Consider the following 16,465-nt stretch of genomic DNA (forward strand, 5'->3'; position numbering starts at 1 on the left):
GTAGCCTTTCACTGTGGTCTCTTTTCATCGCCATTATTCGCCAAACAGCAGCGTTGTGTACTTTTTAGATACCGCCCCGGAGCGCTGTCCGTTCGCGCCATAATAGCGATCTTCACGGCACAGTCGCTCCTTCACATCGCAGAAAATACCGTTGGCAAAGGTGAATTCAGTCAGATCGACATTGCTCGACGTGAACACCTCGTTTGCAGCAGCCTTCTTACCGATATAGGTCTCTGTCAACGCGCGGGATAATCCCTTGTCATTAGCGCATACATATCGGTCACAGAGCACGCCTGATACTGGCGACTTGAGCCTGGCGGGGGTCCTGGCCTGGGCGGACATGGCGGACACGGCCAGCAGCGCGGCCACAGAGCATGCGAGTATTGATTTGTTCAAGATGATAATCTCCGTTGGTTAATGAGTGTCGGCTTTACGCCGGGCGCGGTGGAACCATCATGAGGGTGAACACCCATGGAGAGTTCTGAGTTTCAACAGGAAACAGCCCGTATGGCTTTTCGTCGACTGAAACGTCGTCTAAAGTTCGGCTCGGAGGCAATTGTAAGGGCCCTATCCCGGTGAGTCATGCGATTTTAAAGAGCTGAACTAATATGCTGTATACGGGGTGGGTTTGTGGGGCGGGTTAGGTCCGCTCTGAGCGAAAAGTGGAAGTTCGCAAGTATCCTCACCACAGATAAGTAGCCTTTACTTACAATGTAATGTGTTAGCTAATGTAATAGGAGCTGAGCAGTGAATTATGAATGGATGCTTTAGTTCATATTTGGGAGCATATTACTGTAAAAAAACCGGCTTACACCGGTTTAAACTCGCTCGCGAGAATCATTTACCAAAAATTTTACGCAAAATTAAAAATACTAATTCACTCCATTTCTCTTTTGGCTAATTCTTCCCATTCGTCGATTGAGTTATTATAAGGAAATACCTCTTTAACTATGAAAGGAATGTAGCTTTCTTCAGCATTGTGATGTATTTCATTACTGATATTACTTGTGATTCCGAATTTTACGTCAGGATCGTTTTCAGAGAAATGTATATGAAAAGGTTGTTGACCTAAAGCCTGTCTAATTTTATTTGCCTGTTCTGATGGAAGGACTTTAAGTAGCTGTTTGAATGTTTTTTTGTTAAAGTCCAGAGAAATGGCCATATCAATATCTCCGGGTATTGTAGATATGCACGTGTATGACCGTTCGCTCAATCGACTAATAAATTTAGTGTTTATAGCTGGGGCACTAAAAGAACCATCTTTAACCAAACCCATTTTTCGAATGTGAATTCCAAAATCAGGCGCATAATTCAAAACATCCGGATTGGCTTTAATATCTGGATTTAATATCCTAAATAATTTCCCCCAGTGATTACCAATGTCTTTTAAAGAAAATCTGAGTATTGGGTGGAGTTCCCGTATGCTATATAGAACAAATTCATTCCCATTGCACAATGCATACATTTCTGCCCTTATTTCTGGATGTATAGCATAACTATAGGCTTGCTCAACGTGCATGCTTTTGGTTATTTTTTCATTAGGAGCCTTTGCATCAAGAATCCAATATGGTCGGTCGTTAGAAAGAAAAACATAATCCGGTACTATTGAAATCTTTCTTGGCTGTGAACCTATTGAGACAAATGGATGTGTAAGCGTTTTGCTCCTGATTACACGGCTATCTCCCGATGCTTTATAACCAAGAGCTTTAATAATTGGTAAAATCAACTCTTCTCTGACTGAATCCTCTTTAAATTCATCAGAGCTTAGTAAGTTAAAATCAAAATCATCAAACATATCCCCCCCCACATATATTTATTTGACAAAAGATGTATAATTCAAATTATTCAGAGCCATTGTAAATCACTATAGAATAAAAAGATAATTTCAAGTGGAGGTATTATCTAATTTTTTTGATTTATAGCACAAAAAACGACCTCTACAGGTTGTTTACTACTATAGTTAAAGCTGATCAGATTTAGGCAGTCAGTCCAAGATGCTCTCTTCAACATGGCCTAGGTTTTTTTACCGTCGAAGAAGATAATTGTGTCCATAGCATGATGCTTTCAAGTGGTATGATCTCTTTCTCAGTGATTCATGCAGTATGGGCCTAGCAACCTCCGCTTCTGGCACGAAGCGGACCAGGCAACTGAGCTGAAGGTCTGCTGTGAGCGAGATGCTGACGTTGTACTCATCGAGCAATGGGGTTGTCCCCGCTTAATTGTATAGAATACTTCCTTTCACAAGCAGCTGAAACGTTGTTGCTGAGCATACATATCAAGTTGATATAGGCTGGCTATTCGACAAGAACTACAAAAATTAAAAAAAACACAACCCCTTGAATTTTAAATGCTAATATCTGAAAAAGATAGCCTGTATTAATGACGTGGTAGTTTCCCATGAACACCACTTAACGATCCACAGTTTTATTCCAAATTATACATAAATACTTGATACAGCCATTCCCTCTGAAGGGGTTGTATCGAATAACTCATAATTGGTAAGTAATACTTTCAGCTGATAATCTGAAATGGTGCTTAAAACATCAGAGGAAAAAAATAAAGACTCTTTATTTTTCAAAATAAACATCCAGAAAAACAAGCTAAGATTATATTTTTCATCAACTATCATAGCATCATAATTTTCTTTATTATTTTCCTTAGCAATAACCATAAATGCTTGATTATTAATTGGGAAATAAAATATAAAGTGTGGCTCACCAGGACTGCCATCCTCCAATGGAATATCAATCATGATAGAGAAACAACTTCTAACATATTTTACTTCCATTATATTATATTTTAATGCTGTCGATTCTTCAATTTTGCTATAAATTTTATTATACAAGGATTCATACCTATTAATATTATCCTTCATTATTTTAACTTTTTTATTCATATCAATGAAAAACTCATTTGCTTCAGCGAGAGAAATTAAATCTATATCTTCTTGTTCATTAATATATTCTGAGCATTTATCATTCCACTTTTCACTCAGGTCATCTTGCAAACTTATCTTTAACCTCAGATCGAATATTTGTTTTTTCAACACTCTCATGGCACTCAAATTGACAAATTTAGCATTTACTGATGTTCCTTGATCTACTTCTCTAAAAATATCCTCATCATGCTTTTTACAATACCCAGGAAATGAAGATATATTGTCTATATGCCTTGCCTTAAAGATACATTTAGTTGGGTTTGAATTAACATCTGATACGAAATGATACATTTCATTGCTAGCATTTGCTAACGGTGCTAATACAGCTGACTTTGAAATAACATGTGACTGTATAGCCGGTTCAGTACAGTCATGATGACAACATTTATATTGGTACTCTTTCTTTATTTTTTTCTTTTTCTTTTTCTCTATGTTGCTTAACAATTCTCTTGCTCTTGATTTAATTTTTGGCGTTGGATTATCTATTACGTGCTGATATATATAAGGTTTTACTGTGTCCGATAAGTCATTTATTAAAACATTAACATCAGTCCATGTTAAATCATTATAGTTTTCCAAGAGGATTTTTATGTTTTTTTTATCATTAATAGTCATATTAAATTAACCAGAATAAAAAATTCTCCACATCAGGCTTAATGGCCTGCCCATTCATGACCCAATCAATAAAATAATGTTGAAAATGAAATTATTTTATTGTTCTAGGAATTTACCATACACCACATAAGTATTCAATGTATTAAACTCATGCTGCTATATACCGTTAAATCCCTCGAGTGCATATTATATATTTATGCCAAGACAATACTTATGTCAATTAATATAAATCCCCTCCGCTATTTAGCAGTTATTAGCACGATTCTTGGTTAGTGCTCCCAGTAATCCTACAGGTGTTTGCAACTACAACTCACACAAACATTTTCCAGCAAAAAAGCTAAACTTCCGCTTCTGGCACGGAGCGGACACTGGGTTTACCCTTTCGGTAAAACTTAACTGGAAGATTTCGATACGACACCAGACCCGCTAAACAACATGCGGATACCGAGGCCTATCATGACAACACCTGTAAATCGTTCCTGCCATTTGATAAAGCCAGGGTGTTTACTTAGCCAGTTTCCAAATGTCCCTGATGCCATCGCGACTGACCCCAGGGAAATAATTCCTGCCAGCTTCTGGATACTACCCAGAACAAGCAATTGCAGCCAGACAGGCCCCGCAGCAGGATCAACAAACTGAGGAAGAAAAGCAAACATGAACAGCAGGGATTTTGGGTTAGTCAGGCTGTTCAGGGCGCCTTCCTTAACGGCACTCCAGTCAGAAATTTTGGCCGTTTTTCGCAGCCGCGTATCTGTGCCTGAAGTCGCAATCATTTTTATGCCCAGCCACATCAGATAAGCCGCACCAGCCCACCTTAACAGATCTAGTGCAACCGGCCAGGCATGAACAACGGCTACCAGCCCCAGGACAAGAAAAGAAACTTGCACAAAACCCGCTACAAATACATTACCCAGTACCGTAAACAGTGCAATACGTCTTCCCTGACCGACGCCTCTGGCGATAGTTAGCATCATGTCTGGCCCCGGAGAAATCTCCAGAAGCGTCAGCGCGAGAAGAAAAGTGATAAACGTTTCGATGGAAGGCATCTTGGTTGAGTCCGGATAAATATTTCTGCTACGTTACCTCAGTCCGATTCGAGCCGAAAGTGGAATATACTGCAGCGTCTGCTGCAGGCACAGAGCAGACAGAGCAGATACAGAAGCATGATGTCCACTGTAAGCGAGATGCGAACGCTGACCTTTCATATTTGTACGATTTACACTCTGGCCTGATCTGACGTATGTATCATAGATACAGGAACTCACTAGCATGATCGGAGATTGCATATGCTGATATATAACGTTTTTGGACGGCATATTGGCGTTCAACGTAAGCATGATCGGTGGCTGGTATTTCGTGCTGACCTGACGGAGAGAAAGTTTTCTCGACTCTATGACATCGCTATTCCTGACGATATGACTTAAGGCGAGATTGCCGGCTGGCTGGGTGACATTTTCCATGAATCCGCAACCGATCGTCATCCAAATGTGGAACGCATCGAATAAGGATTTAATGGATAGCATTACGTTGCGCCCGCACCTGGCACTCACCTGACATGATGTTGCCAGCCATGGCCCAAAAAAAAGCCCGCAATCCGCGGGCTTAGAGATAATTTAGAACCTGTTAGTACCAGACGTATCCGGTTGGGAAATCATTCCCACTCAATCGTAGCCGGTGGCTTACCGCTGATGTCATACACCACGCGGGAAATGCCGTTCACTTCGTTGATGATGCGGTTAGACACTCGGCCCAGGAAGTCATACGGCAAGTGCGCCCAGTGCGCGGTCATGAAGTCGATGGTTTCTACCGCACGCAGGGAGACAACCCAGTCGTACTTACGGCCATCGCCCATTACGCCGACGGAGCGAACCGGCAGGAACACGGTGAACGCCTGGCTTACCTTGTTGTACAGGTCAGCTTTGTGCAGCTCTTCGATGAAGATCGCGTCCGCACGACGCAGCAGGTCGCAGTACTCTTTCTTCACTTCGCCCAGCACACGCACGCCCAGACCCGGGCCCGGGAACGGGTGACGGTAGAGCATGTCGTACGGCAGACCCAGTTCCAGACCGATCTTGCGCACTTCGTCTTTGAACAGCTCGCGCAGCGGTTCAACCAGACCCATCTTCATCTCTTTCGGCAGGCCGCCCACGTTGTGGTGAGATTTGATGACGTGCGCTTTGCCGGTGGCGGAGGCCGCAGACTCGATCACATCAGGATAGATGGTGCCCTGCGCCAGCCATTTGACGTCGTCCAGCTTCAGCGCTTCTTCGTCGAACACTTCCACGAACACGCGACCGATGATCTTACGTTTTGCTTCCGGATCGTTCTCGCCTTTCAGCGCGTCCAGGAAGCGCTGCTCGCCTTCCACGTGAACGATGTTCAGACCGAAGTGGTCGCCGAACATGTCCATAACCTGCTGGGCTTCGTTCAGGCGCAGCAGGCCGTTGTCCACGAAGACGCAGGTCAGATTTTTGCCGATAGCGCGGTGCAGCAGCATCGCGGTCACGGAGGAGTCCACGCCGCCGGAGAGGCCGAGGATCACTTTGTCATCGCCAACCTGCTGGCGGATACGCTCAACGGCGTCGTCGATAATTTTTGCCGGGGTCCACAGGGCTTCACACTGGCAGATGTCGCGCACGAAGCGCTCCAGCATGCGCATACCCTGACGGGTGTGGGTTACTTCCGGGTGGAACTGCACGCCGTAGAAGCGTTTTTCTTCGTTCGCCATGATGGCAAACGGGCAGCTTTCGGTGCTGGCAACGGTCACGAAGTCAGACGGGATAGCGGTGACTTTGTCGCCGTGGCTCATCCACACGTCCAGCAGCGGTTTGCCGTCTGCGGTCAGGGAGTCTTCGATACCACGCACCAGCGCGCTGTCGTTAACCACTTCAACCTGCGCATAGCCGAACTCGCGCTCGCTGGAGCCTTCTACGTGGCCGCCCAGCTGCATGGCCATGGTCTGCATACCGTAGCAAACGCCGAATACCGGCACGCCAGCTTCGAACACGTACTGCGGCGCGCGCGGGCTGTTTTCTTCGGTGGTGCTTTCCGGGCCGCCGGACAGGATGATGCCGCTTGGATTGAATTCGCGAATCTGTGCTTCCGTGACATCCCACGCCCACAGTTCACAGTAAACGCCCAGTTCACGCACGCGACGCGCCACCAGCTGAGTGTACTGAGAACCAAAGTCCAGGATGAGAATGCGATGTTTATGAATGTTTTCCGTCATTGACGCTAATTCCGAGGCAAGTGAAACAAAAACAGAGCGCCCGGCATGAGCCGGGCGCGGAAACTTATCAGGAGCCCAGACGGTAGTTCGGGGACTCTTTGGTGATCGTCACGTCGTGAACGTGGCTCTCCTGGATACCCGCACCGCTGATGCGTACGAATTCCGCTTTAGTACGCAGCAGGTCAATGGTACCACAGCCGGTCAGACCCATACAGGAGCGCAGGCCGCCCATCTGCTGGTGGATGATCTCTTTCAGACGGCCTTTATAGGCAACGCGACCTTCGATACCTTCCGGCACCAGTTTGTCTGCGGCGTTATCGGTCTGGAAGTAACGGTCAGAGGAACCTTTGGACATCGCGCCCAGGGAGCCCATACCGCGATAAGATTTGTAAGAACGGCCCTGGTAGAGTTCGATTTCACCCGGGGATTCTTCGGTACCGGCCAGCATAGAGCCTACCATCACCGCCGCTGCGCCCGCAGCGATCGCTTTCGCGATATCGCCAGAGAAGCGGATACCGCCGTCAGCGATAACCGGAATACCGGTCCCTTCCAGCGCTTCAACCGCGTCAGACACGGCGGTGATCTGCGGAACGCCCACGCCGGTCACGATACGCGTGGTACAGATAGAGCCAGGGCCGATACCCACTTTCACCGCGCTGCAGCCAGCGTCAGCCAGCGCGCGAGCGCCTGCGCCAGTGGCTACGTTACCGCCGATGATCTGCAGGTCAGGGTATTTAGCACGGGTGTCACGAATACGCTGCAGAACGCCTTCGGAGTGGCCGTGAGAGGAGTCAATCAGCAGGACGTCAACGCCCGCGGCAACCAGCGCGTCAACGCGCTCTTCGTTACCGGCACCTGCGCCTACCGCAGCGCCTACGCGCAGACGGCCATGCTCGTCTTTACAGGCGTTAGGCTTACGTTCTGCTTTCTGGAAATCTTTAACGGTGATCATGCCGCGCAGGTGGAAGTTGCTATCAACAACCAGCGCTTTTTCAACGCGTTTTTCGTGCATTTTTGCCAGCACCACGTCGCGGGTTTCACCTTCGCGAACGGTAACCAGACGCTCTTTTGGCGTCATGTACACGCTGACAGGCTGGTTCAGGTCAGTCACGAAACGCACGTCACGACCGGTAATAATACCAACCAGCTCGTTCTCTTCGGTCACCACCGGGTAACCGGCGAAGCCGTTACGCTCGGTCAGGGCTTTCACTTCGTGCAGGGTGGTGGTTGGCAGAACGGTCTGCGGATCGGACACGATGCCGGATTCATGTTTCTTCACGCGGCGAACTTCTTCCGCCTGACGTTCGATAGACATGTTTTTGTGAATAAAGCCAATGCCACCTTCCTGTGCCAGGGCAATAGCCAGGCGCGCTTCAGTCACGGTGTCCATTGCCGCAGAGAGCATAGGAATGTTCAGGCGAATGGTTTTCGTCAACTGCGTGCTGAGATCGGCAGTATTCGGCAGAACAGTGGAGTGAGCGGGAACGAGGAGGACGTCGTCAAACGTCAGTGCTTCTTTAGCGATACGTAGCATGGGCAATATCTCTGACCTGGGTGGTTAAATATTGCCGTGGCATTATACAGAGCGTAACCGATTGCATCTACACTTTTTTATAAAAAAGCTTGCGATTGCCTCTCAGCAGGTTACTATCGACTGAATAACTTGCTGATTTAGAATTTGATCCCGCTCACATGTTATCCTCTCAATCCCCCTCAATTTATACCGTCAGCCGCCTGAATCAGACGGTGCGTTTGCTGCTTGAGCAGGAAATGGGGCAGGTCTGGATCAGCGGTGAAATCTCTAACTTCACGCAGCCCTCCTCCGGCCACTGGTACTTTACGCTAAAAGACGATACCGCCCAGGTGCGCTGCGCGATGTTCCGCAACAGCAACCGCCGCGTGACGTTCCGTCCTCAGCACGGCCAGCAGGTTCTGGTGCGCGCCAATATCACCCTGTATGAGCCGCGCGGTGATTATCAGATTATCGTCGAGAGCATGCAGCCTGCGGGCGAAGGCCTGCTGCAGCAAAAGTACGAACAGTTAAAGGCGAAGCTCTCGGAAGAGGGACTTTTCGACCAGCAGTTCAAAAAGCCGCTACCCTCGCCTGCCCACTGCGTGGGTGTCATCACCTCGAAAACCGGTGCAGCACTGCACGATATTTTACACGTTCTGAAGCGTCGCGACCCTTCCCTGCCCGTCATCATCTACCCGACCGCTGTTCAGGGTGACGATGCGCCGGGCCAAATTGTGCGCGCCATAGCGCTGGCGAACGCGCGTCAGGAGTGCGACGTCTTAATCGTCGGACGCGGCGGCGGCTCGCTGGAAGATCTGTGGAGCTTTAACGACGAGCGCGTGGCGCGGGCAATCTTTGCAAGTCAGATCCCCGTGGTGAGCGCCGTCGGCCACGAAACGGACGTTACGATCGCCGATTTTGTCGCGGATCTCCGCGCGCCGACGCCGTCCGCGGCGGCAGAGGTGGTCAGCCGCAACCAGCTGGAGCTGCTGCGTCAGATCCAGAGTGCACAGCAGCGTCTTGAGATGGCGATGGACTACTACCTCGCCAATCGGACCCGGCGCTTTACCCAGCTTCATCACCGTCTCCAGCAGCAACATCCGCAGCTGCGTCTGGCGCGTCAGCAAACCGTGCTGGAGCGTCTGCGCCAGCGCATGAACGTGGCGATGGACACGCAGATCAAGCGCGCGGTGTCGCGCCAGCAGCGCGTGACGCAGCGTCTGAACCAGCAGAACCCGCAGCCGAAAATTTATCGCGCGCAAACGCGGATTCAACAGCTGGAGTACCGTCTGGCGGAAACTCTCCGCGCGCGACTGAGCACCACCCGGGAACGCTTTGGCAATGCGGTGACCCACCTTGAAGCGGTCAGCCCCCTCTCCACGCTGGCGCGCGGCTATAGCGTGACGACGGCGACAGACGGCAAGGTGCTGAAGCAAACTAAACAGGTGAATACCGGCGATGTGCTGACGACGCGTCTGTCAGACGGCTGGGTAGAAAGCGAAGTGAAATCAATTAAACCGGTGAAAAAGACGCGTCAGCGTAAAACCGGATAATTCTTCGCCGGTTACTTACTATACTGCTGCTATTCCCTTTTTTAATAAGGAGAGCAGCATGCCCCATCTTTATAGCGTGATTCCCCCGTATATTCTTCGCCGTATTATCGAAAGCGGTTCCGAACCGCAGCAGCGCTGTGCCCGCCAGACCTTAACCCACGTCCAGACGCTGATGGCCCATATGCCGGGCAAACCCGCCGCGCCGCACGTGAATAAAGCTGGACAGCTGGAGCGTGATATCTACGACGCGAAGCAGACTCAGGAGCTGCCTGGTACGCAGGTGCGTTATGAAGGTCAGCCGTCGAACGGCGATGTGGCGGTAGACGAAGCGTACGAGTATTTGGGTATTACCCATGATTTCTTCTGGAAGGAATATCAGCGCGATTCGCTCGATAACAAAGGGCTTATTTTAACCGGCACCGTTCACTACGGTCGGGAATATCAGAACGCCTTCTGGAACGGTCAGCAGATGGTATTTGGCGACGGCGACGGGGAAATATTTAACCGCTTTACCATCGCCATAGACGTCGTGGCGCATGAGCTGAGCCACGGCGTGACCGAGACCGAAGCCGGGCTTATCTACTTTGAGCAGTCCGGCGCGCTGAACGAGTCGCTGTCGGACGTGTTTGGCTCACTGGTGAAGCAGTACCGTCTGAAGCAAACCGCCGATAAAGCAGACTGGCTGATTGGTGAAGGGCTGCTGGCAAAAGGCATCAACGGCAAAGGGCTGCGCTCGATGTCTGAACCGGGCACCGCCTACAACGATCCGCTGCTCGGCAAAGACCCGCAGCCTGCACACATGAAGGATTTCATCAAAACGCGCGAGGATAACGGCGGCGTGCATCTAAACTCCGGCATCCCCAACCGGGCATTTTATCTGGCCGCGACGGCGATCGGCGGTTACGCCTGGGAAAAAGCGGGGTATGCCTGGTACGACACGGTTTGCGATCGCAATCTGGCGCAGGATGCGGATTTTGAGGCCTTCGCAAAACTGACGATAGCGCACGGAGAGAAACGCTCCGGCGGCGACGTTGGGGCGGCCATAAAACAAGCCTGGGAACAGGTGGGAGTGTTGTAAATGCAGGTTCCGGAACTGACGGATGACGCCGTGGTTGAGCTGGCCCGGGAAGGCGGCGTCGCTTATATTCCCAAGCTGAGCGGCCAGCGCACCATCGCGCTCTCCTCGCTCAATGAGGCCCAGCGCCAGCGCCTGGTCAGCATCCTGGAGCAGGCCTTTCCGCGCGGTCAGGCGCCGGGACAGGCCTCGTCACCCGGCAGCGGCGACCAGCGCTATTTCCGCATCCAGATTATCTGGACCGGGCAAAATCAGGCGCACTATGCCGATATCATCGTGCTGGTGCCGGAGCAGGAAGCACCCGAGTCGCTGGTCGAGCTGTGGCAGAAAGGCGAAGGCTGCGTGTGCGATTAACCTTCGGCCCGAACAAACTCCACGCGTTTTTTAGAGATAAGACCGTGGCCGTTCTGGCAGAAGTAGTCCACCGCCCCGCAGGCTTTTAAGACCTGGAGTGGCTGATGGCACTCCGGGCAGCGGGCTTCAAGCGCAATATCCTTATTACAGCTCTCGCAGTGTGCCACCCCGTTCAGGGGCTCAAGCGGTGCCTGGCAATCCGGGCAGGTAATCGTCATGGTGACTCCTTAAAAGCATTCTGGTCTGCGATCATTTTACCACGTCGCGTTCAGTGCGGGCCACGCAGCTGTTGCTGCAAGGTCAGCAGCAGCTCAACCTCCTCGATTCGGCGACGCGTCGTGCGGCTCACCTCGTGCGGATCCCGTTCAAAAAGACTGTTGGTGCCCAGAATGTGCCCGGCAAGACAGTGCTCGTAGAGTGTCCCGGGGATATGCCAGCGCTCAATATCCTTACCCTCAATCAGCTCAAGCACATCCTCCGCGCAGCGCCGGTCGTAGCTAATGATGCGCCCGTCGCGCAAACAGAGCCGTAATCCTTTTTGCCCGCCCGCGGGTCCCGCGTATTTGTTCAGCCAGATATCCACCGGCACGCCGCTGATGCGGCCCTGAAGATGCGCCTCGCCCTCCGCCGTGGACAGGTCGCCTTTTGCGATAGCGCGGCCCAGGCGGTCTTTAGCCGTGACGACCTGCAGGGTCATATCATCACTTCCGCCCAGATAACGCACCGTTTCGCGCAGCATCGCCAGCACGTGCGTACCGATATCCAGAATCACGCCGTCCGGGTGGCGAAGCGTACGCGCGTCCGGGTTTGCCAGCAGCACGTTGAGCTTTTCGATTTGGGGAAGCGTGGCGACGATCGGTTTTTCAATCACAATCCGCGGAACGGCAGAGGCTATGGCCTGTTCCAGCACCTCGAGGTGGTGCAGCGATGCGGTGGTAATAAAGAGAGTATCAAGCGGTACGGCGAGAAGTTCCGTAAGCGAAGCGCAGCGCGTAACGCCTTCAGGCTGCCTGGTGGGGAGAACATCAAATCCAAAACAATGAACCGCGTGACCATAAAGGCGACGTAAGGCGGGAAGATACGCGGTTTCCACGACCGCACCAAGACCGACAAATCCTAACTGCATAGTTTCACCTCAGGGAATCGATGCCGGGGCATAACGCCTGCCCCGGCATGCTGAGGTTTAAGAGGCGTTAGCTGCCGGTTTAGTCTGCGCATTTTCCAGCATGCGGCGTACTGGAACAATGAGGACGATCAGTACCGCGGCACAAATCAGCAGCGCGACGGAGCAGCGCGCAAAGAGATCCGGCAGCATATCCAGCTGGTCGGCCTTCACGTGGCCGCCAATCAGACCCGCCGCCAGGTTACCCAGCGCGCTCGCACAGAACCACAGCCCCATCATCTGGCCGCGCATTCTCTCCGGCGCCAGCAGCGTCATGGTCGCCAGGCCAATCGGGCTGAGACACAGCTCGCCGAGCGTCAGCATCAGGATACTGCCCACCAGCCAGAACGGCGATACGCCCGCCCCACCGCTGCTCAGCACGTTCTGTGCCGCCAGCATCATCAGGCCAAAGCCCGCTGCGGCACACAGGATACCGATAACAAACTTGGTGATGCTGCTCGGACGAATGTTCATGCTCGCCAGCTTCGGCCACGCCCAGCTGAACACCGGTGCCAGCAGGATGATGAACAGGGCGTTGATTGACTGGAACCACACCGCCGGGATTTCGAAATCGCCGATCATGCGGTTAGTGTAGTCGTTGGCAAACAGGTTGAACGAGGTTGGCTTCTGCTCGAACGCGGACCAGAAGAACGCCGCGGAGATCAGCAGAATAAAGCAGACCAGCAGTCTGGCGCGCTCTTTACGGTTCAGTCCTGCAAAAACAAACAGATAAATAAAGTAGAGGGCAACGGATGCCGCAATCACGTAGACCAGCACGCTGGCTACCGCGACCGGGTTAATCACAATCACACCCTGCGCAATCAGCGTCACGATCGTTGCCACGCCTGCCGCCAGCGCCAGCAGCCAGGCGCCCACGCCGTTACGCTTCACCACCGGGCTGTTCCAGGTGGAGTCGAGGCCGACTTCGCCGTCATAGCGTTTCATTGCCGGAACGGCAAACACGCGGAAGATAATCAGCGCCACCAGCATCCCGATACCGCCAATACCAAAGCCCCAGTGCCAGCCGTGGGTTTTGATCAGCCAGCCGGAAATCAGCGGGGCAATGAACGAGCCCATGTTGATGCCCATATAGAACAGCGAGAAACCGCCGTCACGGCGCGCGTCGCCTTTTTTATACAGGGTACCGACCATTACCGAGATACAGGTCTTAAACAGCCCGGAGCCGAGCACGATGAACATCAGGCCGATAAAGAACAGGTTATTGCCCATGATGGCCGAGAGCGCAATCGACAGGTGACCGAGCGCAATCAGGATCGAACCGTACCAGACGGCTCTCTGCTGGCCGAGCCAGTTATCCGCCAGCCAGCCACCCGGCAGCGCGGCCAGGTACATGGTGCCGGCAAAGATACCGACAATCGCCGAGGCGTTTTCACGCGCCAGGCCCATCCCGCCGTCATAGACGGTGGCGGCCATAAACAGGATCAGTAACGGACGAATGCCGTAAAACGAGAAACGCTCCCACATCTCGGTGAAGAACAGGGAACCGAGCGGATACGGATGGCCGAAGAACGTTCGGCTTTCTTTTTGATTAACAGAGGATTGCATAATTCTCCCGAAAGGTATGTCGTCGTGCTTGTAAACACCAGCAGGTACGCCGGCCAGTTACGTATCTGGCCGATTTTTTACATGCGGCGAAAAGTTGGTTAACCATTTGATAACCAGGCGCTAGTTTTGTCTAGTACCGGACCCTGGACTTTAAGATGAAAATTCGACGATTGTCTACTTTCTTAGATTTAAACTTGGTTAAAAGTGAATAGTGATTGACTTCACACAGAGAAAACCGGCGGTATGATTGGGCAAAAAAAAGCCCGCGATCATCGCGGGCTTTCGTGAGAGCAGCAAAGCTTATTTGCTTTTCTTAATGTGAAAAAACATTAAAACATCAACGTATTGTTTTTAATGAACTTTTAAATTCTCATAACATGTATGTGTACACCCTTGGGTACACAAAAAAGGACCATCGATAACTTTTAGAGGTCTAGTTGACCGATGGCACCATCTGAACCCAAAGACATAATGCGAATTACTTTCTAACTACCTTGTGAAGCTAAAAATGCAAGGGATACGCATTTTTGTTTCTTCACAAACTGTGTTTCTTCAGCTTCGATTGGCAGCATATATAAAATATCTAACGGTAATTCGGCGCCAGCATGTTTCATTTCACCTTTAAGTTTATGCAAAGCATCACCTGATGGTCCAATAATCAATATATCGTAATCACAACCCATCCCTAAAAGGGACGAACCAAACATAAAACTCTCATACAATGCCAATGTCTTGCAGTTATTTAACAGATGTTTTGCAACTTCACTCGCGGTCATTATTTTTGAGTGATCAACGCTTTTAACTCCGGCCATTTCATTACCTCACAGCCAAGTTCACTTCCTGCCTCATAGGCATTTCGAGCAGGACTACCATTGGGATTTATATTCCACAAAATATCAACATGGCCAAATTTCTCCCAGAAAGTGCGCACAGAATCGGCAGTCGGTTCGTATTCAGTTAACATACCTACTCTTAACTTTCGAGTATTTGCTAAAGTAATAATAAATACACGATCAAACTGTCTCTCTATTTCTTTTACTACTCTCATCTGCGTTATGAGCCGATACGAGAAAAAGTAATCTTTATGGGAGGCAGTATTGAGAGTGTCATCAGACAGTGCGCTGTAAAAGGTTCCAGCATTCCCCCATCCTATTTTAGCTGATGTAAGATAGCTTATCGCCTCTCCAGTCCATACACACTCTTTTCTATACCCACATATAAAATCCACATCCGGGAAATCTTGATGGTATTTCTGAGCAATTTCCAAACTAATTTCTTCTGAAGCCGAAATTACTGCTAATACATCAGGTCTATTGCGAAAAGAAACTCTGATAGCATCTCCATTCACATGTACTGCAGACCCTGAATCTCCCAGTTCATCATTAATATATTTAATCGCATAATTTACTTGCCAATTCATGCTAATATTCCATCCATTTCTCTTGGATACCTTATGGCTTTACCAGAAACGCCACAGACATGACGTTCTGTAAGCCCACGAACGTGCTCAAGGTACTGCGCAAAAATATCTCTCTCATCAGGTGTCATATGACATCTGTTCAGGCCTAAAATAGCTTGAATTCGATAATGATTAGGTAAAATGACACTACGCATTCTTTGAGACCATAACTCCGCCGTTTCAGACTCAGGATCATAGGTAAAACACTCTCCTTCACTAGGCGCAAATTTTGCCCAAAGAGCTTTATTTTCATCCATAGCGGCTAAAACAGCCTCTCTGGCTTGCTCTCTGTTTTCATAGCGAACAATGCCTTGCCGATTTGCCAAAGCGACAAGGTGGTTTGTCTTCCAGTCTAGAAGGAGGCTTCTGGGATACGCCTCAGGAGCCTTGTCGATGATAGTGTGGCAATTAGGGCATAGTAAAAGAAGGTTTTCAAAAGAGTCTGCTTCAAATCCTTCTTCTGGTCTCTCCTCATGCCGAGGCCCCTTATCACCATGGGGAATGACATGTGCCATTTCTCCGATATGTTTGTAACCTCCCATCTCCTGAGGAAACAGTGGTTTATGGCAATCAGGATGCTGACAATGCCCTGCTGATGCAGAAAACAATTGTAATTTAATTTCATTTGGGATGCTTTTACGGGGTGCCATCATCTCTTCCCTAAAATCTTTTAAAATGAACTAAAAAATTTTCACCTTAACAGTTTATCCATTGATTAAAGAAAACCATTTATCAGAAGTATACATTTGCCCCTACCATGAGTTGTAAACAGTCCAAGAAACTGACTAATGCACTTTTCTAGAAACAATGATATTCAAATCAACTCTTCAACATGTAATGGTTAAAGAATAACAATAATTACAATTTCATTATCTTGAACTAACACAAGCTTTCAATAATTGTTTATTTTTATCTGGATTCACTCAATGAAGCAACTGTAACTTAGACTCCCCTGCTCCGTTCCTCCCACTCCTCCTGCCTTTGTGGGGGTAGCAGGAGCT

At 49.8% G+C, this 16,465-nt stretch carries 15 protein-coding genes and 1 pseudogene; 4 read left to right on the top strand and 12 right to left on the bottom strand.

The window, feature by feature from the left end; translation table 11 throughout:
• Positions 1–33: 33 nt before the first annotated feature.
• The 4 genes from ACEPLT_RS16545 to ACEPLT_RS16560 all read right to left on the bottom strand — a co-directional run bounded on the left by ACEPLT_RS16545 (position 34) and on the right by ACEPLT_RS16560 (position 4,599).
• Entirely contained in the window at positions 34–369 is a 336-nt protein-coding gene (locus ACEPLT_RS16545) for a YcgJ family protein (protein ID WP_316461406.1), read from the bottom strand.
• 508 nt (positions 370–877) lie between these two features.
• Positions 878–1,795 carry a type I restriction enzyme HsdR N-terminal domain-containing protein gene (locus ACEPLT_RS16550; RefSeq protein WP_050595306.1) on the bottom strand — a complete coding sequence of 306 codons (918 nt, stop codon included), beginning with the start codon at positions 1,793–1,795 and terminating at the stop codon, positions 878–880.
• Between the two features lie 639 nt (positions 1,796–2,434).
• Positions 2,435–3,553: a hypothetical protein gene (locus tag ACEPLT_RS16555; protein WP_162790830.1), complete on the bottom strand. Its 1,119-nt coding sequence runs from the start codon at positions 3,551–3,553 to the stop codon at positions 2,435–2,437.
• Between the two features lie 392 nt (positions 3,554–3,945).
• A complete protein-coding gene (locus tag ACEPLT_RS16560) occupies positions 3,946–4,599 on the bottom strand; it encodes a LysE family translocator (RefSeq protein WP_032675326.1) in 654 nt (217 codons plus the stop codon).
• 240 nt (positions 4,600–4,839) lie between these two features.
• Here ACEPLT_RS16560 and ACEPLT_RS16565 point away from each other — a divergent pair.
• Positions 4,840–5,058 (top strand): annotated as a pseudogene (locus ACEPLT_RS16565) (DUF7661 family protein).
• Between the two features lie 146 nt (positions 5,059–5,204).
• Here the strand turns inward: ACEPLT_RS16565 and guaA are convergent.
• Positions 5,205–6,782: a glutamine-hydrolyzing GMP synthase gene (gene guaA, locus ACEPLT_RS16570; RefSeq protein ID WP_008502126.1), complete on the bottom strand. Its 1,578-nt coding sequence runs from the start codon at positions 6,780–6,782 to the stop codon at positions 5,205–5,207.
• Between the two features lie 67 nt (positions 6,783–6,849).
• Positions 6,850–8,316 carry an IMP dehydrogenase gene (gene guaB / locus ACEPLT_RS16575; RefSeq protein WP_008502128.1) on the bottom strand — a complete coding sequence of 489 codons (1,467 nt, stop codon included), beginning with the start codon at positions 8,314–8,316 and terminating at the stop codon, positions 6,850–6,852.
• Positions 8,317–8,474: 158 nt separating this feature from the next.
• Between guaB and xseA the strand changes: the two genes are divergently transcribed.
• The 3 genes from xseA to ACEPLT_RS16590 are packed head-to-tail and all read left to right on the top strand — an operon-like array spanning position 8,475 to position 11,277.
• Positions 8,475–9,848 carry an exodeoxyribonuclease VII large subunit gene (gene xseA, locus ACEPLT_RS16580; protein ID WP_032675328.1) on the top strand — a complete coding sequence of 458 codons (1,374 nt, stop codon included), beginning with the start codon at positions 8,475–8,477 and terminating at the stop codon, positions 9,846–9,848.
• Between the two features lie 58 nt (positions 9,849–9,906).
• Positions 9,907–10,926 (top strand): M4 family metallopeptidase, encoded by a 1,020-nt coding sequence (locus ACEPLT_RS16585; RefSeq protein ID WP_232929016.1) that lies wholly within the window; start codon positions 9,907–9,909, stop codon positions 10,924–10,926.
• Positions 10,927–11,277, top strand: a complete 351-nt coding sequence (locus tag ACEPLT_RS16590; protein ID WP_232929014.1) for a protealysin inhibitor emfourin — start codon at positions 10,927–10,929, stop codon at positions 11,275–11,277. It begins immediately after the preceding gene.
• Here ACEPLT_RS16590 and ACEPLT_RS16595 read toward each other — a convergent pair.
• From ACEPLT_RS16595 to ACEPLT_RS16620, 6 genes are all read right to left on the bottom strand, one after another.
• On the bottom strand, positions 11,274–11,495 hold the full coding sequence (locus ACEPLT_RS16595; protein WP_023294288.1) for a zinc ribbon domain-containing protein: 222 nt from the start codon (positions 11,493–11,495) through the stop codon (positions 11,274–11,276). The two genes, ACEPLT_RS16590 and ACEPLT_RS16595, sit on opposite strands and share 4 nt — an antisense overlap.
• 50 nt (positions 11,496–11,545) lie before the next feature.
• Positions 11,546–12,403 (bottom strand): oxidoreductase, encoded by an 858-nt coding sequence (locus ACEPLT_RS16600; RefSeq protein WP_447088288.1) that lies wholly within the window; start codon positions 12,401–12,403, stop codon positions 11,546–11,548.
• Positions 12,404–12,460: 57 nt separating this feature from the next.
• Positions 12,461–14,005, bottom strand: a complete 1,545-nt coding sequence (locus ACEPLT_RS16605) for a peptide MFS transporter (protein WP_008502133.1) — start codon at positions 14,003–14,005, stop codon at positions 12,461–12,463.
• Between the two features lie 485 nt (positions 14,006–14,490).
• Positions 14,491–14,817: a hypothetical protein gene (locus ACEPLT_RS16610; RefSeq protein WP_232929010.1), complete on the bottom strand. Its 327-nt coding sequence runs from the start codon at positions 14,815–14,817 to the stop codon at positions 14,491–14,493.
• Positions 14,781–15,425, bottom strand: a complete 645-nt coding sequence (locus tag ACEPLT_RS16615) for a hypothetical protein (protein ID WP_232929008.1) — start codon at positions 15,423–15,425, stop codon at positions 14,781–14,783. The genes ACEPLT_RS16610 and ACEPLT_RS16615 overlap by 37 nt, the downstream gene beginning before the upstream one ends.
• Complete coding sequence (locus ACEPLT_RS16620) at positions 15,422–16,117, bottom strand: HNH endonuclease (protein ID WP_248214101.1); 696 nt, start codon at positions 16,115–16,117, stop codon at positions 15,422–15,424. Before ACEPLT_RS16620 ends, ACEPLT_RS16615 begins: the two co-directional genes overlap by 4 nt.
• Between the last annotated feature and the right edge of the window lie 348 nt (positions 16,118–16,465).

The organism is Enterobacter sp. fkY84-1, from assembly GCF_052974705.1.